The sequence below is a fragment of the Achromobacter marplatensis genome, assembly GCF_002209535.1.
Classification (GTDB): Bacteria; Pseudomonadota; Gammaproteobacteria; order Burkholderiales; family Burkholderiaceae_B; genus Achromobacter; species Achromobacter marplatensis.
The window spans coordinates 287,959-310,795 of record NZ_NJIG01000005.1 but is presented as its reverse complement, the minus strand read 5'-3'; the positions used below and the strand labels follow the sequence as shown (position 1 = coordinate 310,795).

The window sequence follows — 22,837 nt, the reverse complement described above, 5'->3', positions numbered from 1 at the left end:
GTATTTGCAAGGCATGGAGCCCGGCAAACGCCGACCCGCACTTGAAGGCCAGGCAAGACCAGTCGTCGGTATTCGATGATGATGGTGTTGGCGGCAGGCTGCGAAGGTATTGTCCTTCGCAAGCAACTTTCCGAATCCGCCCCGGAAGCAATTAGACAAATCCTAAAGCGCCATGCTGCAAATCTACAACACGTTATCGCGTACCAAAGAACCGTTCAAACCGGCCCAGGCTGGTCAGGTGCGCATGTACGTGTGTGGCATGACCGTGTATGACTTCTGCCATCTGGGCCATGCCCGCATGCTGGTCTCGTTCGACGTCGTGCAGCGCTGGCTGCGCGCCAGCGGGCTGGCCGTCGACTACGTGCGCAACATCACGGACATCGACGACAAGATCATTCGCCGCGCCGTCGAAACCGGCCGCCGCATCGGCGAAGTCACTGAGTTCTACATCGCCGCCATGCATGCCGACGAGCAAGCGCTGGGCGTCGAGTCGCCCGACCGCGAACCGCGCGCCACCCAGTACGTGGGCGACATGCTGGACATCATCGGCAAGCTGGAGCAGAACGGCCTGGCCTACCAGGCCGACGACGGCGACGTGAATTACGCCGTCCGCGGTTTTGCCGGCTACGGCAAGCTGTCCGGCAAGACGCTGGACGACCTGCGCGCCGGCGAGCGCGTGGCCGTGGGTTCGGCCAAGCGTGACCCGCTGGACTTCGTGCTGTGGAAATCGGCCAAGGCCGAGGAACCCGACGACACCAAGTGGGAGTCGCCGTACGGCCTGGGCCGCCCGGGCTGGCACATCGAGTGCTCGGCCATGAGCAAGTCCCTGCTGGGCCTGCCGCTGGACATCCACGGCGGCGGTCCGGACCTGAAGTTCCCGCACCACGAAAACGAGATCGCCCAGACCGAAGGCGCCTTTGGCGGCACTCTGGCCAATATCTGGATGCATTGCGGCCCCCTCATGGTCGATTCGGACAAGATGTCCAAGTCCCTGGGCAATTTCCGCACCATCCGCCAGACCATCGCCCAGGGCGACCCGGCCGCCGACGTGGCGTCCTACCCGGTCAACCCGCGTGAAGCCGAAATGGTGCGCTTCTTCATTGTGCGCAACCACTACCGCAGCCCGCAGAACTACACGCCCGACAACCTGATCGACGCGCAGAACGCGCTGGACCGCCTTTACCAGGCGCTGCAGAACGTGGCGGCCGACGACCAGGGCATCGACTGGAACGAGCCGCAGGCCCAGGCCTTCAAGGCCGCCATGGACGACGACTTCAACAGTTCAGGCGCCATCGCGGCCCTGTTCGAGCTGGCCTCCGATGCCAACCGCGGCAAGAGTGCGCGTAGCGCCGGCCAGTTGAAGGCGCTGGCCTCGCTGCTGGGCCTTCTGCAACAGGACCCGGCGACGTACTTCCAGTCGCCCACCCGTTATTCCGCTGCCGCCATCGAGCAAGGCCAGCGTGTCACGCTGGACGCCGACGCGATCCAGTCGTTGATCGACGCGCGCGCGGCCGCCAAGGCGGCCCGCAACTTCGCCGAAGCCGACCGCATCCGCGCCGAATTGCGCGATGCCGGCATTGAACTCGACGACAAGCCGGGTGGCTTGACGCAATGGCGCCGGGCGTGAGCCCAGTGGATACGCCCGATATGTCCACCGCCGATCTCGACATTCCCAAGCCCGAGTATTGGGAGGCCGCCGTCGCCCACCTGATGCGGCGCGACCGTATCCTGAAAAAGGTCATCCCCCAGCATCCCGAGGTCTGGCTGACCTCGCGCGGCACGCCGTTCGTGACGCTGGCGCGGGCGATCATCGGGCAACAGATCTCCACCAAGGCGGCCGACGCCGTCTGGACCAAGTTCATCGATGCCGTGGGCAAGCGCCCCACGCCAGTCGCCGTGCTGCGCGTAGGCCTGGACGGGCTGCGCAAGGCGGGCTTGTCCCAACGCAAGGCCGAATACGTGCTGGACCTGGCCGTGCATTTCGGCGAACGCCGCGTCCACCCTGAAAAGTGGGCGGCCATGGACGACGAGGCCGTTATTTCTGAATTGGTCGCCATCCGGGGCATCGGGCGCTGGACGGCGGAGATGTTTTTGATTTTCAATCTACAGCGGCCTGACGTCCTGCCGCTGGATGATCCCGGGTTGCTCAAGGCAATCTCGCTACACTATTTCAGTGGCGAGCCTGTCTCGCGCTTCGAGGCTCGCGAAGTCTCGCTGGCGTGGCAGCCCTGGCGTACCGTGGCAACCTGGTACTTATGGCGCAGTCTGGAACCGACACCGGTTCAATACTGATGCACACCAGGCAGCCCATCTACGGAACCACACTACATGCGCAATACATTTCTGGAATTTGAACAGCCGCTGGCCGAACTTGAAAACAAGATCGAGCAGCTGCGCTACGTGCAGGCCGATTCAGCGGTAGACATCTCCGACGAGATCGGACGTCTGCAGCAGAAGAGCCAGACCTTGGCCAAGGAAATCTACGCCAAGCTCACGCCGTGGCAGACGGCCCTCGTCGCCCGCCACCCCCAGCGTCCCTACACGCTGGATTACGTGCGCGAAATGTTCACCGACTTCCATGAACTGCACGGCGACCGCATGTACGCCGACGACCAGTCCATCATCGGCGGCTTGGCGCGCTTCAACGGCACCCCCTGCATGGTGATCGGCCATCAGAAAGGCCGCGACACAAAGGAACGCGCTGCCCGCAATTTCGGCATGCCGCGTCCTGAAGGCTATCGCAAGGCCCTGCGCCTGATGCGTCTGGCTGAAAAATTCGGCATCCCCGTGTTCACCTTCGTGGACACCCCGGGCGCCTATCCGGGTATTGGCGCCGAAGAGCGCGGCCAGTCCGAAGCCATCGGCCACAACCTGTACGCCATGGCCGAGCTCAAGGTCCCCGTGATCTGCACGATCATCGGCGAAGGCGGTTCGGGCGGCGCCCTGGCGATTGCAGTGGGCAACGCCGTGCTGATGCTGCAGTACGCCACCTACGCCGTGATTTCGCCGGAAGGCTGCGCCTCCATCCTGTGGCGCAGCGCCGACAAGGCGCCTGAGGCCGCCGAAGCGCTGGCCATCATCGCCCCGCGCCTGAAGGACTTGGGTCTGGTGGACCGCGTGGTCAACGAACCCGTGGGTGGCGCACACCGCGATCCCCGCGTCATGGCTCGCCTGCTGCGCCGCGCACTGGGCGACGCCCTGCGCCAGTTGCAGGGCATGACGCCCGAGCAGCTAGTGGAACAGCGCGTCCAGCGCCTGCTGTCCTACGGCGCCTACCAGGAAGTGCGCGCGTAAGGCGGGCAGGGCGCCGGCAAGCCAGCCGGCGCCGCGACCGCGCTACCCGCGCCATCCTCATGAACGTCCGGCCAACGCCCGACACGCCCGTACCGGCCGAGTCGGGCGTTGTGCATTCCGGCCCCTCTTTGCCGCCCGTGTCCCCGGAATTGTCTGCCGCGCTGCGCCAAGCCCTGCTGGCCTTGCCCGAGCGTCCCGCGCGCATGGCGGTCGCCGTCAGCGGCGGCGCGGATTCGGCCATGCTGGCCGTGCATGCGGCGGCCGTGGCCCGCGAGCTGGGCATCGGTCTGTCCTTGTTCCATGTGCATCATGGCTTGCAGGCCGCCGCCGATGCGTGGGGGCGCCAGGTGCATGCGCTGGGCAGCTTGCTGGGCGTGCCTGTCGCCGAGGCACGAGTGCAGGTCGAGCAAGCGGCCGGCAAGGGCATTGAAGCGGCGGCGCGCGACGCGCGTTACGCAGCGCTGGCCCAATTGGCCGATGCTGACGGAATTCGTCATGTGCTGCTGGCCCACCATCGCAACGACCAGGCCGAAACCGTGTTGCTGCGCTTGTTGCGCGGCACCGGGCTGGCAGGCATGGCGGCCATGTCGCCGGCCACGCAGCGCGATGGCGTTTGGTACCTGCGGCCCTGGCTAGGCCAGGACCGCGCTACGGTCCTGCAGGCTGCGGCGGCTGTTGAGGCCGCCTGTGGCTGGCAAGCGGTGCAAGATCCGACCAATTCCGATCCCCGCTATACGCGCGCCGCGGTGCGCGAGCTGCTGGCGCCGGTGCTGGATGGCCGCTGGCCCGGATGGAGGGGCATCGTCGCCCGGCACGCGGCGCACATGGCCGAAGCGGCAGAAATCCTGGACGAGGTCGCGCGCGAGGATTTCGCCCGGCTGGAGCCCAGCCCGGACGGCGCCAGTTTTTCGCTGCAGGCGTGGCGCGGATTGTCGGCGGCGCGCCAGGCCCAGGTGCTGCGCCATTGGCTGGCGCAAAACGGGGCCCGCATGCCCACCGACGCGCGCCTGCGCGACCTGTTGCGCCAGCTGCGAGAACTGCACAGCCTGGGCCATGACCGTCAGCTGCGGGTGGAGCAGGCGGGACATGTGGTCCGATGCCATCGGGGACGGGTCTGGGTCGAGCGCAGAGGATAAAAACGGCTGCTTTGGAAAGAATCCGCAGAAAAATAGCCGCGTAATGAACATAAATTTCCTCAAACTGAGCAAATTTTTACCGCCGCGCTAGAATATATGGTTTTGCCCGCCACCACTTTGCGGCGGGTTCCCAGCCAGAGTACGAGATGTCCCTGATCGTTCACAAATATGGCGGTACTTCGATGGGCTCGGTCGAGCGCATCAGAAACGTGGCGCGTCGCGTCGCGAAGTGGCACGCCGCAGGCCACCAGGTTGTTGTTGTGCCGTCGGCAATGGCGGGCGAAACGAATCGCCTGCTTGGCCTGGCACGCGAAATCGCGCCCCAGCCCGACGGCCGCGAGCTCGATATGATCGCCGCCACCGGCGAGCAGGCCAGCAGCGGCTTGCTGGCTATTGCGCTCCAGGCCGAAGGCGTGCCGGCGCGCAGCTATGCCGGTTGGCAAGTGCCCGTGCGCACGGATTCGTCCTTCACGAAAGCGCGCATCAGCTCCATCGACGACGCGCGCATCCGCGCCGACCTCGACGCTGGCCGCGTGGTCATCGTGACGGGCTTCCAGGGCATCGACCCGGAAGGCCACATCACGACGCTGGGCCGTGGCGGTTCGGACACCTCGGCCGTCGCCGTGGCAGCGGCCATCAAGGCCGACGAATGCCTGATCTACACCGACGTGGACGGCGTTTACACGACCGATCCGCGCGTGGTGCCCGAAGCGCGCCGCATGGCCGTCGTTTCCTTCGAGGAAATGCTGGAAATGGCGTCGCTGGGTTCCAAGGTCCTCCAGATCCGCTCGGTTGAATTCGCCGGCAAATACCGTGTACCGGTCCGGGTCCTGTCCTCGCTGACCGACCCGCTCATCCCGCTCGACGAAGAAATGGTCTCGGGCACGCTGATTACTTTTGAGGAAGACGAAAAAATGGAAGCCGCCGTTGTCTCCGGCATCGCCTTCAGCCGCGACGAAGCCAAAATCACCTTGCTGGCCGTGCCCGACAAACCGGGCATCGCTTTCTCCATCCTGGGCCCGGTCGCCGCCGCCAATATCGACGTCGACATGATCGTGCAGAACCAGTCCGTGGCTGGCACGACCGACTTCTCGTTCACCGTGAACCGCAACGAGTTTGCGCGCGCCGTGGACCTGCTCAAGCGCGAAGTGATCCCGGCCGTTGGCGCGGGCGAACTGTCCACCGACGAGAAGGTCGCCAAGGTCTCGATCGTGGGCATCGGCATGCGCTCGCACGTGGGCGTGGCCAGCTTGATGTTCCAGACGCTTTCGCAAGAAGGCATCAACATCCAGATGATCAGCACCAGCGAAATCAAGACGTCCGTCATCATCGACGACAAGTACATGGAATTGGGCGTGCGCGCGCTGCACAAGGCCTTCGGCCTGGATCAGACGCCGGGCGCCAAGGAATAAAGGCAACGGTTCCGGCACGATTTTTTTGATCGATGGCCCGCTTCTCGGGAAATACTCCAAAAATTCGTGCTAGAATCTCGTTCTCTTTTCGGAGACGTGCCCGAGAGGCTGAAGGGGCTCCCCTGCTAAGGGAGTATGTGGCTAAAAACTGCATCGTGGGTTCGAATCCCACCGTCTCCGCCAGATAAGCTTTAGTACTGGCTTCTGGCCAGTGCTGAAGATAAAAACCCCGCAATCGCGAAAGTGATTGCGGGGTTTTTTCATGGGTTGAGGTTATCTGCGCGGCGGCCTGCCTTGGCCGCGTTTTCCTTCAGGGCGCAAGCACCTTCTTCATCGAAGGCGCCGCATGCAGCTGATAGTTCTCCCGTTCGTAGAACGCAACGGCATCCGGCCGCGCATCGAGAAACACCGCCGTCATGCCGCGAGCGCGAGCGTCGCGTTCAGCGTAGTCCATCAAGGCCCGGCCTGCACCACTGCCACGCACCGCCGCGTCTACGACGAGGTCGTCAACATGCAGGTGGGGGCCGCGCGCCAGTGTGTGCACGGGCCGCATCCCCAAGATCCCGATGATCTTTCCGCCCAGAAAGGCCGCGACAAGTTCGTAACCTGAATGCGATTGGCGGCGCACCCGCGCCAGGAATTCTGCTTCGTCCAACGATCGGAGTTGGGCGATCACGGGGTAGGCGTGACTCCATTCTGCGGGCGTGAGCCGTCTGATTTCCAGCAGGATATTGCTGCGTGGTTCGGTCATGGTTGCCGGGTTCCTTGTGCGAAAGATTGAGAGTTCTGCGGGCGGGGCGTCGTTGATAGATTTACGCCAACGCCTTCAAGAGCGCACGGGCTTGTTCTACTCCGTCAGCGTCATTCGGCCGAAAAGCCATCCGTGTGGCTTGCGGCAATTGCGTGAAGTGCGTGTGGCTGCTGCGAGCGTAGGCGGGGTCGTAGTGGCGGTCGATGAGTTCGCGGGCCAGGTCGATGCGCCGGCCTTCGTCCACCATCTTCAGCCAGCCGTTGATGACGTCGCGGCTGTGCAGGCCCAGCAGGCGTTGCAGTTGGGTTTTCAGCCAGTCCGGGTTTTCGAACAGCTGCGCGTAATCCTGCTGCAGGAACGCGGCGCGGTCTTCGCGCGAGGAGACGACTTCGATGCAGGCGCCGCGGTGCATGGCCTGCAGCAGCGCGGGCGGCAGCGCGACCGAGCCGATCTTGCGGCTTTCCGCTTCCACGTACACGGCTTGGCTGGCGTCGAACGCCCGCAGGCGCGCGGCCAGCAGCGTGTCGAAGCGCTTTTGCGAGGGTTGTGCGATGCCGGGCAGGGCGCCCAGCAGCGAGCCGCGATGCGAGGCCAGCTGTTCCAGGTCCAGCGTCTGCGCGCCCGCCTGGTCCAGCGCGTTGAGCAGCCGCGTCTTGCCACTGCCGGTGGGGCCGACCAGCACTACGCAGCGCAGCGCGGCGGGCAACGTGTCCAGCGCCTGCAGTGTGGCGCCGCGGTAGGTTTTGTAGCCGCCGTCCAATTGGCGCGCGCGCCAGCCGATCATGTTGAACATGACGGTCATCGAGCCGGAGCGCTTGCCGCCGCGCCAGCAATAGACCAGCGGGCGCCATCCTTGCGGCCGGTCGGCGAAGGTGGTCTCCAGATGCCGCGCGATGTTGCGCGCCACGATGGCCGCACCGGTGCGCGACGCTTCGAAGGGCGAGACCTGACGGTACAGGGTGCCGACCTGCGCGCGTTCTTCGTTGCTGAGCACGGGCGCGTTGATCGCTCCGGGAATATGGTCGTCGGCGTATTCCAGCGGCGAGCGCACATCGATGATTTCGTCGAAATCTGCCAGCTTGTCCAAGCTGGCGAGCAGGTGTTTCACGTGAGGAGCCGTTTCGGGGATGCGATGAATGGGAAGAACTCCCTAGGATAAAGCTTTCCCGCCGTGCCGGTTGCTATCATCTGCGCATTCTCCCTGCCTGCCCGGAATATGGAATTCTCATTCAAATGCGCTTCGTGCGATCAGGTCCATCACGGCCTGCCCAGCTTTGGCGCCGACGCGCCTGAAAGCTATTACCGCCTTGCGCCGGAAGAGCGCCAGCAGCGCGGCGACCTGGGCAGCGACGACTGCGTGATCGACGAGGAGCATTTCTTCGTGCGGGGCTGCATCGAGCTGCCCATCCATGGCCATCCCGAGCCCTTTGTGTGGGGCGTATGGGTGTCGGTCAGCCTGGCCAGCTTCGAAACCTGGGTACGCACTTTCGACGCCTCTGAACGCGCGCAGACACCGCCTCTGTTCGGCTGGCTGAATACGCAGTTGGCGCCTTATCCGGATACGTTGAGCCTGAAGACGCACGTGCATTTGCGCGATGGCGGGGTCAGGCCATCGATTGAACTGGAGCCGACCAACCACCCGCTTGCCGTCGAGCAACGCGAAGGCATCACGGTGGAAAGGGTCGCGGAAATCTATGCAATGCTTGTGCACGGCGCGGGCGACGCGCAGATCTAGGAGCCGCCTTTGAAACTCAGCAAGATATTCGACGCCGCGCGCAGCGGCGATGTGAAAGGGGTGCAGGCTTGCCTGGACGCGGGCGCGGACCCGGCGGCGGTCGATGCGTATGGATTCACGGCGTTGCAGCAGGCCGCGATGGGCGCCAACGACACGGAGATCTCCGAGAACCTCGCGGTGTTGAAGCTGCTGGTCGACGCCGGCAGCCCGTTGGAATTTCATCGTGAAGGGCGCACGGCGCTGTATCTGGCGGCCGAGTTCGCGCCCAGCACGGACGCGGTGCAATTGTTGATCGACGCGGGCGCCCGCGCGGATATCCGCGATGCCCATGGCAATCACATCACCGTGAACGCGATGATGCCCGAGGTGCAGGAGCTGCTGTCCGCGCTGACCGGCGTGGCGCTGGAAGTGCCGGAGCCTGAGCCGGAACCCGTCAAGCTCACTGCCGCGCAATGGCGCGACGCGCAAGCGCGGCTGGATGCGTTGTTTGCATCGTTGACGCAGGCGGGGCTGGTGGCCCTCCAGGATGCGGGCACGACGCAGTCGGATGGCTTTGCCGATTGCTCGGAAATCTTTCACGAGCGCGGCGGTGCAGCCGCCGGCCTGCACGGATTCTGCTTCTATACGCGCCAGGACCGCAACCGCGCCAAGAGGGAAGGGCGGCTGGAACTGGCGTTCTGGGGGGCGCCGGAAGGCGGGGATGCCGACATGGTGCGGGTAGGGGAACTGATCGTACGCGCCGCGGAGGCGGCCGGGCTGCCCGCCGCATGGAACGGCAGCAGCGCCCGGCGGCCCACGCTCACGCTTTTCTAGGTCGCCGAAGGCCGACGGCGCACGCGCCGCGCGCGCCGTCGGCAACCGCGCTCAGGCGCTGAACGTCAGCGCATTGCTCAGGTCGCCCATGGGGTGCTGGCCGCGTGCCGACATCGCGTCGTCGCGTGCCTTCAGGCCTTCGAGCATCGGCAGGTCGAACACGCGCGTCGCCAGACGCAGGATCGAACCGGTGTCGTACACCGTGTGGTCGACGGTGCCCTTCTTGGCGAAGGGCGAGATCACCAGCGCGGGGACGCGGGTGCCCGGACCCCAGCGATCGCCCTGCGGAGGCGCCACGTGGTCCCACCAGCCGCCGTTTTCGTCGACGGTGACCACCACCACCATGTTCTCCCACTGCGCGCTCTTGCGCAGGCTGTCGACGATGTGGGCGATATGGCGGTCGCCCGAGTCCACGTCCGCGTAGCCCGCGTGCATGTTCAGGTTGCCTTGTGGCTTGTAGAACGTCAGCGCAGGCAGCTTGCCGGCTTCGGCGTCGGCCAGGAATTTGTTGGTGGACGACAGGTCGCCCAGTCCGCCGTCGCGCAGGTGCGCGGTGCGCGCGGCGGTGCCGGGTGCGGTGCTCTTGAAGTAGTTGAAGGGCTGGTGATGCGCCTGGAAATTAGGCGACGACGGAAAGCCCGTGTTGGCCGTGGAGTCCACGGCGGCTTGCCAGCCGCCCGCGTACCAGGCCCAGTCCAGGCCCTTGGCGGTCATCAGGTCGCCGATGTTGTTGTGAGTTTGCGGCACCATCGTTTGCGGATTGGTGGCGTCCGCCAGCGTCGGGTCGGTGGCGTCGCGGCTGAACGAAGGCCAGTAGGGCGGGGCCATGGTATTCACGCCGTAGCCGTCCGGCGTCAGCGCGCTGGCGCCGAATTGCGGAATGCCAGTCAGCGCGCTTGCGGGCGATGCGGGCTTGGGCTGCAGTCGCGGATCGGCGGGATCGGCGCTTTGCAGTTGCGCGATCTGAGTCTTGGCGACCGAATCAGCCGCATCGGGGTAGAAGGGCGGACGGCCCGCGACCAGATATTGATGGTTCAGGAATGAACCGCCGAATGCGCCCTGGAAGAAGTTGTCGCACAGCACGAATTCCTGGGCAAGCTTCCACAGGCGCAGGTTGTAGGCGGAATCGCTGTAGTGGCCCATGACCAGCGCGCCGGAGTCGGCCCACGCGACGAAGCGGTCGTTCTTGCCGCCGTTGATCTGCATCTGGTTCTGATAGAACACGTGCCACAGGTCACGCGTGACGACGCCCTGGGGCAGCGGTTCGCCCTGCGGTCCCAGCAGCGCAAATGGCGCGTTGGGCAGATTGTTCATGTAGGGTGCGGCTTGAGCGACCTGGTACGTGATGTGGTTGGCCTGTTGCGACGTGGGCACCATGCCGTTCCACACGGGTGGCAGGACGGATAGCGGCGTGCCGTCGCGGTCGTTCTGCGCGTAGTCAGCCGCGGTCAATGCGGACAGCGGTTTTTCCACGCCGGGGAAATTGGCGAACAAGTTGTTGAAGCTGCGGTTCTCGGCAAAGATCACGACCACCGTCTTCACGTTGGCACGCAACTGCTGGGTCAGATCCGGCGCGGGAGTGGGCGTCGGCGTGGGATCCGGCGTGGGCGTGGCGGGGCTGTCATCGTCGTCATCGCTTGAGCAACCGGACAAGGCGCCCATTGCTGCAGCGCTGGCGCCGAGCGCGGCGATGCCGGTCAGGAAGCCGCGGCGCGTGGGGCGTACGGGAGATTCCGCGTCCGTGGTGGCGGCGGACGGCGCGCCGGTGTTCTTTTCTTTGTCAGACATGGGGATGGACTCTTGAGCTTGCGGGTAACGTGGCGCACTGTCATTGCGCCACGGGATCGCCGGATGACAGCCGGCATCGTTAACGGCCGCTAGGCTAAAGAGCCAACGTTCTATCGGTGTGACCATCCGCTGTCAGAAAGCTGTACGCAGGGGAGGCAGGCAGCCGTGTGCAGCGCGCCGCGATGCGGATCGGTATGGAATATTCTCGCCCCTGACTTGCACGTTTTCTGAAACAACGCTATTATTCAAGGCTTGCTTTTTGATGCGCCCGTAGCTCAGCTGGATAGAGTACCTGGCTACGAACCAGGGGGTCGTAGGTTCGAATCCTGCCGGGCGCGCCAAGTTTTCAGTACCCCATGTTCCTTGTGAACGCAGGATGCGAAAAAACCTAAAAGAAAAAGCAAATAGGGGCAGCAGCAGCCCCAACGGCTTAATTATTCTGATATAATTTTGCCTCTTTGTCGGAGCGCCCGTAGCTCAGCTGGATAGAGTACCTGGCTACGAACCAGGGGGTCGTAGGTTCGAATCCTGCCGGGCGCGCCAAAGAAAGAAAATGGAAAGGCCTTTGATCTCGTATCGAAGGCCTTTTTGTTTTTCCGGCGCATGGCGTGCATGCGAGGGGAAGGTCACCCGCATGTCTGCAGTATTGAAACTGCGCATTCAAACTGCGCGTTGAAATTCAGTGCTGTGGCGCCTGTGTGGCCGCAGTTTGCGCGCCATGCCGCGCATCATCGGTGTCTTCGAATCCCCAATCCCCCACGCTTGCCCAATCGTCTCCAAGGAGTTCGATGGGGTGCATGGTGCGGTCGGAGCCGTTGCCGCAACTCATCGCGTCGGTCGGGCAATAGCGGTCGCAGCCCCAGCAGATGCGTTCGGGGTGCTTGGGATACATCGGAAATTTCTTGGCCATGGTTTGCCTGCATGCGCGGTGGGGCAGGACCGGGTCCTGTGTTGCTGCATATTCAGCGTACTGCGCAGGGTGCAGACCATCGTTGATCTGGCGCAAGGCATCGTGGATTCCGGAAAACCGCGGGTTTTCGGCCCCCGATTTGCACGATGGTATTTTTTCATGTTATAAACACGCCTCTTTCGGAGCGCCCGTAGCTCAGCTGGATAGAGTACCTGGCTACGAACCAGGGGGTCGTAGGTTCGAATCCTGCCGGGCGCGCCACCTTATTTTGAACACGCGGTATCAACGATGCCGCGGTTCAGCCGAAAGGCAAAAGCAATACAAAAAGCGGCTTGATGGTCATCCATCAAGCCGCTTTTCTTTTGTCCGGGCGACTGCTGCCAAGTCCGCTGCAGCAGGTCAATCGTGCATCACCACACCCGGATCACCCGCCCCGTCTGCGCGCCTTCGACGCTGCGGCTGTAGGCCAGGGCCACGCGGCTGGCGGGCGCGGCTTCGAAGCCGGGGAAGTAGGGGCCATAGCTTGCCATCGACTCCTGCAACACGGTCGGGCTGACGGAGTTGATGCGGATGCCTTGCAGTTCCACGGCCGCGCCGCGCACAAAACCGTCGATGGCGGAATTGACCGCCGAGGCGTTGGCGCCGAAGCGGATGGGTTCGTCGCTGACGATGCCGCTGGTAAGCGTGATGGAGCCGCCCGCGTTGACGTAGTGCTGGCCGATCAGCGCAAGATCCACCTGGCCCAGCAGTTTGTCGTGCAAGCCGATCTTGAACTGGTCTGCCGTCATTTCGGACAGCGGGCCGAAGTGCAGGGTGCCGGTCGTGGAGACGATTGCGTCCACTTTGCCCACGCGTTCGAACAAGTTGCGAATGCTGTCGCTGCGGGTCACGTCGACCTGGTACTGGCCTTGGGTCTTGCCCACGGCGATGATGTCGTGGCGTTGGCCGAGCTCTTGTGCGACTGCGCGGCCGATGGTGCCGGTGGCGCCGATAAGGATGATTTTCATAAGGGTCTCCCGGGGATTGCCCGAAATCTGTTGGCTTTGGGGCGCACCGGCCGAGCGCCAGTGCATGCAAGCATTCTCGCCGTTCGATTTCCATGGAAAAATCCAGGAATGGTGGAAACACTTCATACTCAGGGTGCGTAATTCATGGACCGGTTGCTAAGCATGGAAGTGTTCGTGGCGGTCGTGGAGCTGGGCAGCCTGACCGCAGCGGCAGCGCGGCACCAGATGTCGGCGGCCATGGCGGCCAAGCACGTCAAGGGCCTGGAGGCCCGCTTGGGCGTGCGCCTGATGAACCGCACCACGCGCCGGCAAAGCCTGACCGAGGCGGGCCAAGCCTATTTCGCGCGCTGCAAGACCATCCTGGCCGAGATCCGCGACGCTGAACAGGGCGCCGAAGCCTTGCGCCTGACGCCTAGGGGCCATTTGCGCATCACCTCGACCGTGACTTTCGGTTCATTTGCGCTGACGCCGGCCATTGCCGACTACCTGTCCATCTATCCCGATGTCAGTGTGGAGCTGGTGCTGAGCGATGTGGTGGAAGACATCGTCGCGGCGCGCTATGACCTGGCGGTGCGGATCGGCGAGCCGGCGGATTCAACGCTCGTCGCGCGCACGATCGGGCGCTACCAGATGATCGTCTGCGCGGCACCCGCGTATCTGGAGCGCTACGGCACGCCCGCCACGCCGGACGACCTGGTGCGGCATCAATGCCTGGATTTTTCCTATTGGAGCCGTCGCACTGGCTGGCAGTTGAACAGCGGGGATGGCAATCAGGTGGGGTATCCCACCGGCCGGTTCGTGTCGAACAATGGCCAGGCGCTGCGGCAAGCGTCGCTGGCGGGCTTTGGGGTGGTGCTGCAGCCCGAACTGTTGCTGGGCGATGACGTGCGCGCAGGCAGGCTGGTGCCGATCTTGCAGCCGTACTGGCCCGCCGCGCGCCCGATCTCGCTGCTGTATCCCAAGGACAGGCAGGCGTTGCCCAAGCTCACGACCTTCGTGGACTTTTTGGTGGATCGATTCACGCGGTAGGGCACGGGCTCACCGCCGTCGTCGGTCGACCGCCGTCAGCGAGATGCCGTTCTTGAGCATCTCGTAGGCCTGGCCGCCAAGCCAGGTGACTTTTTCGCCTGAACTGGTCCGACAGATGCAATGCATCTTCGGATCAAAGCGCGACGTCCCCAGCGCGGAATACGCGTCAAGGTCGGCCACGAAACGTTCAATGCGATACAGGGTGCCATCGGGGGACGTGACCAGCACGTCCGTCAATCGTCTTGCGGTGCCGAGCATACTGCTTACCTCCTGCGCGGGGCCGTCTTTCATGCGGCGCCAAAGTCACGTGGACGCTTCAATTTCCGAAGCCAAGGGGAATCCCCTCGCTGCGCTACTGAAAACGTCCCCCTAACAATGAATCATCGAGTTGGTCGGGTGACACGCCCAATGCTTCCGAAACGCGATCCAGGATGACCTGGCGAGGCCGTGGACGCGGCCGTTCCAATTCAATGTAGATAGAGTGGTCCACGCCAAGCCGGGCAGCCATATCCGCAGTGCTGATATTGAGGTGCTCGCGCCAGGCGCGTATCAGGCTCCAATCGTTGCCGGTTTTTAGATTGACGACAGCTAGTGGTAAAGGGGCGCGCTCCGCAGTCAGTTTCTTGTGCGGGGTTGCCCTGTATGCATCCGGCCCACTTCGCTTTGCGGCGCCGCTTTTGCGGGATTCACCTCGGGGCGTCGTGATATCGGATTCGGCGGTGTAGATCGCACCGCCATTAGTCTGACGATACTGGTTATTTCCTATCCAGGAAAGCGTTTCACCGTTATCAAGCATGCACTCGCAATCCAGGTGGTAATTGCTGGGAACGCTCTCAAGTTTGGCGATGGTTTCGGTGGTCGTGGCGTGGCGCACCACACGATGCAAGACACCGTCTGATGAGCGCACAAAGACATCGGGAAGTCTCCAGGAAAAAGGGATGATGCTCTCCACGGCCGAAACAGCTTGCGCCACTGTAATCCGGTGACGAAGCGGTGAGATTTGGGGTTTCCCCTCGACTGCTGCAGCAACCTTGTTTCTACCCCACAACGGCCCTAAAGATCTTCACAAATCTTCACCAGACATGACGCTATCATCGGCGCGTCGCCCGCTTGAAAGGGCTTGCAGCTTGAGTGTCGAGCATGGTGGGAGAGGCGGCCGCGACGCCACGCGCGCATGTGCTGAGACGGCAATCGCGGAGGATTTCCGGGTGGGCGGCGGTGCTGTCTTGTGCCCTGCATGGGGGCTTGGGGGCGCTGTGGTGGTCCGACCGGCTTGCGCCGACAAGCGCGCGGGAGGCGGAGCCCGCTCTGATCGTGATGGTGCTGCCGGCGAAGCATTCCGCGCCTGCATTGCCCTCTGGGCGGACACCAGCACTGGCACCGGCAACTGCGCCGGGTTCGGCGCCCGCACCCACGCAGGCATCGGAATTCGCCGCTGTACCCGTGCCGCGGTCGGGGCGGGCGGCATTGCCCTCCGCGCGTCCGCCTTCCGCGACCCCATCCGTCCCGAGCAAGGGCGCGCAGCAGTCTTCTGCCGTCGCACCGCCGCATGATTTTCGCTGGCGGGAAGCGGATGCCGAGGCGGTGGGCCTGCCGCGCGCGCGGGGCGAGCCGGTGTTTCGCCTTGCGCCAAAGGCGCGCGAGCAGCCGTCTGCGCTGGCTCAAGGCATAGTCCAAGCTGCGCGGCCCTCCTGTAAGGACGCGCACGCGGGCGGCGGGCTGTTGGCGTTGCCGATGTTGCTGGCGGATACCCTGACGGACCGCGGCTGCAAGTGGTGAGCCGGCGGCTGAACGAGGAGCCGCGCCGATGCGTCCGTCAGCGGCCGGTGGCGCCGAAGGCCGCTGCCAGCAGGCGGGGCATGACGTCGGCGGCAGCGCCGTGCAAATTGCAGTGCGCTTGCCGGTCCAACGGCGTCACGGTCGGGTTGACCTGAACGACCGTGGCCCCTGCGGCCAATGCGCGTTGCGGCAATTCGGCGGCAGGGTAGACCAGCGCCGACGTGCCGATGGAGAAGAGCAGATCGCATTGTTCGGCCGCGCGCAGCGCGTCGCTCCATGCGTCGGCAGGCAGGCTTTCGCCAAACCAGACGACGCCCGGCCGCACCGGCGCGCCGCAACGCGTGCAGGCGGGCGGCGCGAGGCGGCGTCCTTCGTCGGGCTCCTCAGACACGCCGCCGGACAACGCTTGCGGCGCACCGCAAGATGAACAGCGCGGCGCATGCAGGCTGCCGTGCAGGTGCGCTACCTGAGGGCTGCCGGCACGCTCGTGCAGGTCGTCCACGTTCTGCGTGACGACGATCAATTCGGGCACGTGGCGCGCCAACGCCGCAATGGCGCGGTGCGCGGCGTTCGGTTCGGCGCGCAGCGCTTGTGCGCGGCGCCATTCATACCAGCCCCAGACGACATCGGGATGCGCGCGGAACGCTTCGGGCGTGGCCAGCGCTTGCGCGTCAAAGCGCGACCACAAACCGGTCAAGGCATCGCGGAAGGTGGCGATGCCGCTTTCCGCGGAAATCCCGGCGCCGGTGAAGACGACGACGCGCTGCGCGCCGCGTAACGTCTCCACCAGTGTGGGCGGAATATCTTGATAAGTACTCGTCATTTTCAACCTGGAAGATAGTCCGATACGCTGCGCGCTTACGCCCAGGCCTGTCAAGCGCGGCTTGGCTCCCATCGCCGTGACCGCGACAGGGATAAACGTGCGCAAGTATCCCGAATGGTGGATACTGGTTTTCTCATCTGGGATTTTCTCGCCGACACGGAGACACGCAATGCCCGACGCTTCACCCGGTCTGGACCGGCTTCGCCGTTTTATCGCCACCGCGACGCGCTTGGCCACCCCGGACGGGCTGGCGCAGACGCCGGCGCTGGAAGCGGCCTTCGCCGACCTGGTGCGCCACGACGATTGGTTGCCCGAGGCCTGTACCACGCCGCATCCGCAGTACTACCAGCAGTTCCTGCTGCATTGCGATCCGCTGGAGCGGTTTTCGCTGGTCAGTTTCGTCTGGGGACCAGGGCAGTTCACGCCGGTGCATGACCATGAGGTCTGGGGCTATGTGGGCATGCTGCGCGGCGCCGAAATCAATCAGCGCTACGTGCGCCATCCGGACGGCCAACTGACGCCCGCGGGCGAGGCCACCACCTTGCAGCCTGGTGACGTCGAGCGCCTGTCGCCTGTAGAGGGCGACATCCATCGCGTGTCCAACGCCTTCGCGGATCGCGTGTCGATCAGTGTGCACCTGTACGGCGGCAACATCGGTGCGGTGTCGCGCCATGTCTATGATCCACAGACGGGGCAGCCCAAGCCGTTTGTCTCCGGCTATTCGTCGCCCAGCCTGCCGAATCTGTGGGACCGGTCCGCCGCCGTGCGTGCCACCATCCCCGGGCTGAAAGGCTGAGCGCCGCGCCCCGAAAGCGCTGTTCGCGCGCCGCGTCTCATGCTATGTTCCCGTCCTAAATATTAGGAAAAAATAGCATGGACAAGACGCTGCTCAAGGGGCTGATGGTGTTGGAGGCGGTGACCGACGTGGACAATCCGCCGCGCACCATCGATGCGCTTGCCGCGCGGGTTGGCCTCACCCGCAGCAATACGCATCGCACATTGCAAACGCTGATCCACGCCGGCTATGTCATCAAGGACGATGACGGCGGCGGATACCGTGGCGCGGTGCGCCTGTTCGAACTGGCGGCGCGCCAGCTTGCGCAACTTGACGTGCGCAAACTGGCAGCCCCGTTCATGCGCACGCTGGCCGACCAGACGGGTGAAACCGTGCACTTGTCGGTACTGGACGGGTTTGATGTGGTCTACGTCGACAAGATCGACAGCCCGCAGCCCATCCGGGCCTATTCCATGGTGGGCGGCCGCGCGCCGGCTTACGCCGTGGCGACCGGCAAGGCCCTGCTGGCCTACCAGCCTGACGGCTATGTCGAACGCTATGCCGAGCAACTGGTGCGCCACACGCCGTCCACCATCGTGTCCATGGCGCTGCTGAAAGACGAGCTGCGCAAGATCGCCCGCGCGGGCTACGCCGTGAACCGCGGCGAATGGCGCGAAGGCGTGGGCGGCCTGGCCGTGACGCTGTTCAACAGCCTGGACCAGCCCGTGGCGGCCGTGGGCATCTCTGGCCCGCTGGACCGCCTGAGCGCCGCTAGGATGAAGCAGCTGGCGCCGGATGTGTCGGCCTGTGCGCAGGCCATCTCGCAGGGGATGGGCTATCGGCGGGGTTTTCTGGACCAGTAAGCCCCGCCGGCCGCGCGAGCGCCAGTGCGATGCGCTGCGCCTGATCCCGCGCCAAGCGCGCGTTCACATCCATCGACGTGGTCCAGAAGTAGGTGCCGCCGGCCAGGCTGCCCAGCACCGAGATCTGCGTCAGCACCGCGTTCCGCGCATCTTTCAGGCAGCCCGATTCGTAGTCCAGCGCCAGCCCGCCGAACGGGTCCGCCTGCGCATGGCCGTCCTGCAGCAGCGTGGCGACCAATGGATCGCGGGTGGCCGCGGTATCTACCGAGAAGCTCGTGGCATTGACCAGATGGCGGCTGGCCCGCGTGACGAGGCCATCGGCCCCACGCAGGCGCGTTTGGAACTGCTGGTCCGCCGGGTCGTAGCGGCTGTCCACATAACCCGCCCGCACCTGCAACTGGCCGCTTTGGAACAGCGCCTGAAGTTTCAGCGCATTGCGCATCGGAAAGGTGGCGCGACGCGCCATCCACAGGGACCGCCATTGCGATTGGAAAACGCGGCGTTCAGAGGCGGGCATCAAATGCCAGATCTGATCGACCGCCGCGTTGGTGGCGGCGGCCACCGCTTGCCAGGGGCGGGCCGCTTGCGAAGAACGGCGGATCTCTTCTTCCAGCGCCGTGTGCGCGTCTGCGTCCAGGCCCAGCACGTCGTCGGCGTCCAGCGGGCCGCCCATGGCCCGCACCTCGTCCTTCAGCGCTTGCGCGATGACCTCGACGGACAGCGCCCCGCCGTGGCGTGCGGCCAGTTGCAAGGCGCCGTCGCGGCTCAGGTGGCGCAACGCCGCGGGCGGCTGATTGTGGGGGCTGCGCACGGAGGGCAACCGCCCGTTGCGCGATACACAGAGGAGGGGGCCGCGATGGCCGGATTGCTGCAAGGCGGCGATGGCGTCCACGGCGCTGAGGCTGGTGCCCACGACGCACACGGCGTCATCCCGCGCGATCGTGTTTGCCAATTCGGCGACGGGGTAGGGACTGTTGAAATAGCCTGGCGCGCCTTCCAGATGCGGAAAGGCCTGCGAAGGCAGGTTGCCGTTGCACAGTACCGCATGGCGGGCACGCCATGGCGGCCCCTCGTCCGGATTCACGCAGACGCCGCCATCGGGCAGCGGCGACACGCGTTGGACCCGGCTTTGCACATGCAGCAATGTCACGCCCAACGATGGCGCCAACTGGCGGCAACGCGCATGGACGGCGCGCATATAAGCGCCGAACAGCGGCCGCGGAAGGAAGTCCGACGGAGCGACGGTCTCGACGCCCGCTTCGCGCAGCCAGGCGGGATCCTGCTCGCGCAGCCAGTCGACGAAGTCCATCCGCTGATCGGCCCGCGCCGACATGTTGCCGGCGGGGATGTTGAGCAAATTGCTGGGCAGGTCTGACTGGTAGGCGCCGCCCGGGCCCGGCTCCGCTTGCGGTTCGAAAAGCGCAACGCGCAAGGGGAGGGAGGCGGGGCCGCGCCCCGCTGCTTCCAGTGCCAGCAGGAATTGGTAGAGCAGGCTGACGGCGACCGAGCCGCCGCCCACGATGGCCAGGTCCGCGGCCATCGATGGGGAGGATGCGTGGGCAGGCGTCATTTGGCGTTCGACATGCGCACCACGTCCGCCCAGCGGGCGACTTCCTGCTTGAGCACGCGGCTGGTGTCGGCGGGCGATGTGGCCACGGCATCGGCGCCCAGCTTCAACGCGGCCTGCTGCACCGAGGCCATGGCGGCGGCCTTCTGCATGCCAGCCGACAGCTTGTCGACGACGGCAGGCGGCGTGCCGGCGGGCGCCAGCAACGCATAGGCGGTGGCGACGGAATAATCCTTCACGCCTTGCTCCATCAGCGTGGGCAGGTCGGGTAGCGCGGTGGCGCGCGTGGCGGTGGTTACCCCCAGCAGCCGGATCTTGCCGCTGGCGACCTGCGGCAGGAGCGCGGGCAGGGTTTCGATCACCATGTCGATCTGGCCGCCCAGCAAGTCGGTGATGGCCGGGCCGCTGCCACGGTAGGGCACATGCATCAGGCGGGTGCCCGTCACCACCTGGAAGAGTTCGCCCGCCATGTGTTGCGACGTGCCCGGGCCCGCCGATCCGAACGTGATGGTGCCGGGTTTGCTCTTGGCCAGCGCGATCAGTTCCTGCACGTTCGTGGCAGGCACCTTGCTGTTCACGGCGACCGCCATCGGCATGCTGGTCGCCATGGAGACGCCGACAAACGCGGTGGCGAAGTCATAGCCCGGCTTGTCCGGCATGGCGGCGTGGATAGCATGGCTGCCTACGGCCCCCATCAGCAGCGTGTAGCCGTCAGGCGCCGATTTGGCGACGAATTCGGCACCGATCTCGCCGCCCGCACCCGCCTTGTTTTCGACCACCACGCCTTGCCCCAGGAAATCTCCCAGGTGTTGCGCGTAGATGCGCGCGGCGGCATCCGTGGCGCCGCCTGGGGGAAACGGCACGACCATGCGCACGGGTTTCGAGGGCCAGGCCTGGGCTTGGGCAGGGCCGGCGGCCAGCGCCAGAACGGCGCCGGCGAGCGCAATGCGCCACGTTTGCTTCATGGGGAGTCTCCTTGGTGTGGTCGGACCGTCCTGCGCGGGCCCCTGCGGCTGCGGGGGCTTGCGGCGCTGCGATCTTGTTCTATAAGTCCTAAAATATAGGACTCGCATTCCAATAAATGGTTTACGTAGAATTCCACACGGTGATATGCTGGTCAACAATTAAGCGCGTCACCTAGGGATTGCACTAGGAAACACGGGTGAATGGCATAAATCCGTCCGGCATGATGCCATCCTGCAAACCGCGCTCTTATAATATTTTTCGAATCCTAAATATTGAATTTTTATAACGAGAGGTCAGACATGACACCCAGTTCGGCACTTGCCGGCATCACGGTGCTGGAGATTTGCAATGTCGCGGCGGGGCCGTTTTGCGGCATGTTGTTGGCGGATATGGGCGCCGACGTGATCAAGGTGGAAAACCCCGAGGGCGGCGACACCTTGCGCAGCTGGCCGCCCATCTCCGACGGCTACAGCGAGAACTTCGCGTCCCTGAACCGCAACAAGAAGTCGGTGACGCTGAACCTGAAAGATCCGGGCGATCTGGCCCTGGCGCGCGAACTGGCGCTGACCGCCGACGTGCTGATCGAAAACAACCGGCCGGGCGTGATGGACCGGTTGGGGCTGGGCTATGCGCAATTGCGCGAAGCCAATCCCAGGCTGGTCTATTGCTCGATCTCGGCCTACGGCCAATCGGGCCCGCGATCGCAGGAAGGCGGGTTTGACCTGACCATCCAGGCGATGAGCGGCATCATGAGCGTGACGGGCGAGGCGGGCGGCGAACCCGTGAAATGCGGCGTGCCGGTGGCGGACTTTTCAGCGGGGCTATACGGCGCCTTCGCCATCGCTTCGGCGCTACGCGCAGCCCAGGCCAGCGGGCAGGGCACGCACATCGACGTGCCGATGCTGGGCGCAACGCTGGGCATCGCCGCCTTGCAGACGTCGGAGTTCTTCGGCAGCGGCAAGGACCCGGTCAAGCTCGGGTCGGCGCATCCGCGCAACGCGCCGTACCAGGCGTTCCGATGCAAGGGGGGCTACTTCGGCATGGCCGCGGGCAACCAAGCGCTGTGGAAGGGCGTTTGCGCCACCGTGGGCCGCGAGGACCTGCTGGCCGACCCCCGCTTTACCGACACCAGCGCCCGCGCCCGCAACCAGACGGCGCTGCGCGAAATTCTTGAAGCCATCTTCGCCAATGACGATGCGCAGACCTGGCTGGCGCGCTTCCGTGCAGCCGGCGTGCCGTGCGCGCCGATCAACACGTATTCCGAAGTGCTGGCCGACCCGCAGGTGGAGCACATGGGGTGGGTGCAGCCGGTGGAACTGCCCAACGGCGTGCAGACCCGCACCTTTGGCCTGCCGGTGCGGTTCGACGGTCAGACCACGGCGCTGCGCTTGCGTCCGCCGGCGCTGGGCGAACACAACGACGAGGTGCTGGGCGCCTTGCGCGGCGCCAAGAAAGGGGCGACGGCATGAGCGGCGTTCTGCATATCGACAAGCAGGGCGCGCGGCATGTGCTGACGCTCACGCGCGCAGAGAAGATGAACGCGCTGTCGGCCGAATTGGTGGAGGCGCTGATCACGGCGCTGGACGAGGCCGAGGCGCAGGGTGCCAGGCTGATCGTGCTGAAGGGCGAGGGCAAGAACTTCAGCGCGGGTTTCGACTTCGGCGACTGGCAGGCGCAAAGCGAGGGCGACCTGCTGCTGCGCTTCGTGCGCATCGAAACCTTGCTGCAGCGCCTGGCGGCATCGCCTTGCCTGACGGTGGCCTTGGCGCATGGTCGCAATTTCGGCGCGGGCGTCGACCTGTTCGGTGCGTGCAAGTGGCGTATCAGCGCGCCGGACGCCACGTTTCGCATGCCGGGGCTGAAGTTCGGCCTGGTGCTGGGCACGCGCCGCTTTGCCGCGCTGGTGGGCGCCGAACGGGCCCGCACGGTCTTGGAGCAAGCCGCGACGTTCAATGCGGAAGAGGCGTTGCGTGACGGCTTCGCCAGCCGGCTTGCCGAGCAGCAGGAGTGGCCCGAAATCGAGCAACAGGCGGTGGAAACGGCAGCCGCGTTGACGGACGCCAGCCGGGTCCAGCTGTATGCGGCCCTGTCGCTTGAGACGCCGGACGCCGATCTGGCGCGCCTGGTGCGTTCGGCGGCGGCGCCGGGGTTGAAGGACCGCGTGGCCGCCTATCTGCAGGCGCGCTAGG

At 65.0% G+C, this 22,837-nt stretch carries 22 protein-coding genes and 4 tRNA genes; 16 read left to right on the top strand and 10 right to left on the bottom strand.

Going from position 1 to position 22,837, the window contains the following annotated elements; all coding sequences use genetic code 11:
* Positions 1-172 precede the first annotated feature (172 nt).
* From cysS to CEY09_RS14190, 6 genes are all read left to right on the top strand, one after another.
* On the top strand, positions 173-1,627 hold the full coding sequence (cysS, locus tag CEY09_RS14215; protein ID WP_088589098.1) for a cysteine--tRNA ligase: 1,455 nt from the start codon (positions 173-175) through the stop codon (positions 1,625-1,627).
* 20 nt (positions 1,628-1,647) lie between these two features.
* Positions 1,648-2,292, top strand: coding sequence for a DNA-3-methyladenine glycosylase family protein (locus CEY09_RS14210; RefSeq protein ID WP_088589277.1), 645 nt, complete (start codon positions 1,648-1,650; stop codon positions 2,290-2,292).
* 36 nt (positions 2,293-2,328) lie between these two features.
* On the top strand, positions 2,329-3,294 hold the full coding sequence (locus CEY09_RS14205; RefSeq protein WP_059372051.1) for an acetyl-CoA carboxylase carboxyltransferase subunit alpha: 966 nt from the start codon (positions 2,329-2,331) through the stop codon (positions 3,292-3,294).
* Between the two features lie 161 nt (positions 3,295-3,455).
* Positions 3,456-4,430: a tRNA lysidine(34) synthetase TilS gene (gene tilS, locus CEY09_RS14200; protein ID WP_175216742.1), complete on the top strand. Its 975-nt coding sequence runs from the start codon at positions 3,456-3,458 to the stop codon at positions 4,428-4,430.
* A 146-nt stretch (positions 4,431-4,576) separates the two neighbouring features.
* Complete coding sequence (locus CEY09_RS14195) at positions 4,577-5,842, top strand: aspartate kinase (protein ID WP_006225514.1); 1,266 nt, start codon at positions 4,577-4,579, stop codon at positions 5,840-5,842.
* A 90-nt stretch (positions 5,843-5,932) separates the two neighbouring features.
* Positions 5,933-6,025: transfer RNA gene (locus CEY09_RS14190), tRNA-Ser, on the top strand.
* A gap of 127 nt (positions 6,026-6,152) precedes the next feature.
* Here CEY09_RS14190 and CEY09_RS14185 read toward each other — a convergent pair.
* Positions 6,153-6,593 (bottom strand): GNAT family N-acetyltransferase, encoded by a 441-nt coding sequence (locus CEY09_RS14185; protein WP_175216738.1) that lies wholly within the window; start codon positions 6,591-6,593, stop codon positions 6,153-6,155.
* 61 nt (positions 6,594-6,654) lie between these two features.
* A complete protein-coding gene (mnmH, locus tag CEY09_RS14180) occupies positions 6,655-7,701 on the bottom strand; it encodes a tRNA 2-selenouridine(34) synthase MnmH (RefSeq protein ID WP_088589096.1) in 1,047 nt (348 codons plus the stop codon).
* Between the two features lie 108 nt (positions 7,702-7,809).
* On the opposite strand from mnmH, the gene CEY09_RS14175 reads away from it, so the two are divergent.
* Together CEY09_RS14175 and CEY09_RS14170 are read left to right on the top strand one after the other, a co-directional pair.
* Positions 7,810-8,328, top strand: coding sequence for a DUF2199 domain-containing protein (locus tag CEY09_RS14175; RefSeq protein WP_088589095.1), 519 nt, complete (start codon positions 7,810-7,812; stop codon positions 8,326-8,328).
* A gap of 9 nt (positions 8,329-8,337) precedes the next feature.
* Complete coding sequence (locus tag CEY09_RS14170; protein WP_088589094.1) at positions 8,338-9,141, top strand: ankyrin repeat domain-containing protein; 804 nt, start codon at positions 8,338-8,340, stop codon at positions 9,139-9,141.
* 51 nt (positions 9,142-9,192) lie between these two features.
* Here CEY09_RS14170 and acpA read toward each other — a convergent pair whose 3' ends face one another.
* Entirely contained in the window at positions 9,193-10,929 is a 1,737-nt protein-coding gene (gene acpA / locus CEY09_RS14165; protein ID WP_088589093.1) for an acid phosphatase, read from the bottom strand.
* A 264-nt stretch (positions 10,930-11,193) separates the two neighbouring features.
* Between acpA and CEY09_RS14160 the strand changes: the two genes are divergently transcribed.
* Together CEY09_RS14160 and CEY09_RS14155 are read left to right on the top strand one after the other, a co-directional pair.
* Positions 11,194-11,270 (top strand) — tRNA-Arg (locus CEY09_RS14160).
* Positions 11,271-11,395: 125 nt separating this feature from the next.
* Positions 11,396-11,472 (top strand) — tRNA-Arg (locus CEY09_RS14155).
* Between the two features lie 136 nt (positions 11,473-11,608).
* Here the strand turns inward: CEY09_RS14155 and CEY09_RS14150 are convergent.
* Positions 11,609-11,839 carry a DUF3079 domain-containing protein gene (locus tag CEY09_RS14150; RefSeq protein ID WP_006225521.1) on the bottom strand — a complete coding sequence of 77 codons (231 nt, stop codon included), beginning with the start codon at positions 11,837-11,839 and terminating at the stop codon, positions 11,609-11,611.
* 184 nt (positions 11,840-12,023) lie between these two features.
* Here CEY09_RS14150 and CEY09_RS14145 point away from each other — a divergent pair.
* Positions 12,024-12,100, top strand: a tRNA-Arg gene (locus tag CEY09_RS14145).
* Between the two features lie 149 nt (positions 12,101-12,249).
* Here the strand turns inward: CEY09_RS14145 and CEY09_RS14140 are convergent.
* Positions 12,250-12,846, bottom strand: a complete 597-nt coding sequence (locus CEY09_RS14140) for a short chain dehydrogenase (protein WP_088589092.1) — start codon at positions 12,844-12,846, stop codon at positions 12,250-12,252.
* Between the two features lie 144 nt (positions 12,847-12,990).
* Here CEY09_RS14140 and CEY09_RS14135 point away from each other — a divergent pair, with 144 nt between their 5' ends.
* The gene (locus CEY09_RS14135) at positions 12,991-13,875 is read left to right on the top strand and encodes a LysR family transcriptional regulator (RefSeq protein ID WP_088589091.1); all 885 of its coding nucleotides are present in this window, start codon (positions 12,991-12,993) and stop codon (positions 13,873-13,875) included.
* 9 nt (positions 13,876-13,884) lie between these two features.
* Here the strand turns inward: CEY09_RS14135 and CEY09_RS14130 are convergent, their stop codons facing one another.
* From CEY09_RS14130 to CEY09_RS14115, 3 genes are all read right to left on the bottom strand, one after another.
* On the bottom strand, positions 13,885-14,133 hold the full coding sequence (locus tag CEY09_RS14130; RefSeq protein WP_175216741.1) for a hypothetical protein: 249 nt from the start codon (positions 14,131-14,133) through the stop codon (positions 13,885-13,887).
* A 94-nt stretch (positions 14,134-14,227) separates the two neighbouring features.
* A complete protein-coding gene (locus CEY09_RS14125; protein ID WP_088589275.1) occupies positions 14,228-14,827 on the bottom strand; it encodes a helix-turn-helix domain-containing protein in 600 nt (199 codons plus the stop codon).
* Positions 14,828-15,691: 864 nt separating this feature from the next.
* Positions 15,692-16,477, bottom strand: a complete 786-nt coding sequence (locus tag CEY09_RS14115; RefSeq protein ID WP_088589089.1) for an SIR2 family NAD-dependent protein deacylase — start codon at positions 16,475-16,477, stop codon at positions 15,692-15,694.
* A gap of 169 nt (positions 16,478-16,646) precedes the next feature.
* Between CEY09_RS14115 and CEY09_RS14110 the strand changes: the two genes are divergently transcribed.
* Both CEY09_RS14110 and CEY09_RS14105 read left to right on the top strand, forming a co-directional pair.
* Positions 16,647-17,273, top strand: coding sequence for a cysteine dioxygenase family protein (locus CEY09_RS14110; protein WP_088589088.1), 627 nt, complete (start codon positions 16,647-16,649; stop codon positions 17,271-17,273).
* A 77-nt stretch (positions 17,274-17,350) separates the two neighbouring features.
* A complete protein-coding gene (locus tag CEY09_RS14105; RefSeq protein ID WP_006225528.1) occupies positions 17,351-18,115 on the top strand; it encodes an IclR family transcriptional regulator in 765 nt (254 codons plus the stop codon).
* Here the strand turns inward: CEY09_RS14105 and CEY09_RS14100 are convergent.
* Together CEY09_RS14100 and CEY09_RS14095 are read right to left on the bottom strand one after the other, a co-directional pair.
* Positions 18,024-19,685, bottom strand: a complete 1,662-nt coding sequence (locus tag CEY09_RS14100; protein ID WP_234818301.1) for an FAD/NAD(P)-binding protein — start codon at positions 19,683-19,685, stop codon at positions 18,024-18,026. The two genes, CEY09_RS14105 and CEY09_RS14100, sit on opposite strands and share 92 nt — an antisense overlap.
* On the bottom strand, positions 19,682-20,647 hold the full coding sequence (locus CEY09_RS14095; RefSeq protein ID WP_088589086.1) for a Bug family tripartite tricarboxylate transporter substrate binding protein: 966 nt from the start codon (positions 20,645-20,647) through the stop codon (positions 19,682-19,684). The genes CEY09_RS14100 and CEY09_RS14095 overlap by 4 nt, the downstream gene beginning before the upstream one ends.
* A 300-nt stretch (positions 20,648-20,947) precedes the next feature.
* Here CEY09_RS14095 and CEY09_RS14090 point away from each other — a divergent pair, with 300 nt between their 5' ends.
* Positions 20,948-22,117, top strand: a complete 1,170-nt coding sequence (locus tag CEY09_RS14090) for a CaiB/BaiF CoA transferase family protein (RefSeq protein ID WP_088589085.1) — start codon at positions 20,948-20,950, stop codon at positions 22,115-22,117.
* The gene (locus CEY09_RS14085; RefSeq protein WP_088589084.1) at positions 22,114-22,836 is read left to right on the top strand and encodes an enoyl-CoA hydratase/isomerase family protein; all 723 of its coding nucleotides are present in this window, start codon (positions 22,114-22,116) and stop codon (positions 22,834-22,836) included. The genes CEY09_RS14090 and CEY09_RS14085 overlap by 4 nt, the downstream gene beginning before the upstream one ends.
* Position 22,837: the final 1 nt, after the last annotated feature.